Annotated in this window: 1 protein-coding gene; it reads left to right on the top strand. The window is 65.1% G+C overall.

Features of this window, described 5'->3' with window-relative positions; all coding sequences use genetic code 11:
- Positions 1 to 563 precede the first annotated feature (563 nt).
- The coding region (locus D7V88_RS41925; protein WP_372241179.1) for a YeeE/YedE family protein at positions 564 to 789 on the top strand (226 nt) is incomplete at its 3' end.

The raw sequence follows: 789 nt of genomic DNA, 5'->3' as shown, positions 1-789 counted from the left end.
CAGCATCCGCTTCACCATCTGACTCTTGAATGCGTCCGTATACGGCACCGTTGTCTTCCTGCTCGCCCCGCTCAGGTGGTCACCTCGGCTGCTCAGCCGAGGCGACAACTACGCTGACACTGGGGGGTCACGCTGGAGGCCCATGCCCGTTCGGATGCGCCGGAGGAGACCCCTGCCAACAATGCGTTGGACCTCATCCGCTGCGTTGCTCAGGATGATGCGACCCTGTGCACCGAGAACAGCGCTGAGTGCGGCACCCTCTCTGCCCTGGATGCGTGCGGAAACCCGCGGATGGTTGCGGACTGCGGGACCTGTCCGACGCTCGAAACCTGCGGTGTGGACCTCCTGTGTCACCCTTGAACCCTGGCGGCTGACACCCAGAGCGCGCCTGGCTGAACGGGCGTATCCAAGGACCTGGCCCTGCTGGCCAGGTCCTCTTTTTTGGGGACTGGGTCCCTGCTCAGAAGAAGGGGCCAGTCCTGGCTTTCGGCATTGTTTCAGGTCTGCGGCCTGCCGCCAGGGGTGTTAGGTCCCCGAGGACACGGTTCCCTCGAAAGCCCCCCATGGCCTCGTTGATTCTTCCCCTCCTTGGTGGAGCCCTCATCGGATTGAGTGCTTCGCTGCTCCTGCTGTTCAACGCGCGCATCGCGGGCATCAGTGGCATCGCGGGGGGACTCTTCGGCTCCGTAAGTGGGGAGCGGGGCTGGCGTCTGGCCTTCCTCGCCGGACTGGTGGGCGGAGGGTTGCTGCTGCGCTTCATCTGGCCCGGAGCGCTGGGGGCTCCAGACG

This window comes from Corallococcus terminator (assembly GCF_003611635.1).
GTDB lineage: Bacteria > Myxococcota > Myxococcia > Myxococcales > Myxococcaceae > Corallococcus > Corallococcus terminator.
This window is presented reverse-complemented; position numbering and strand designations above follow the sequence as displayed.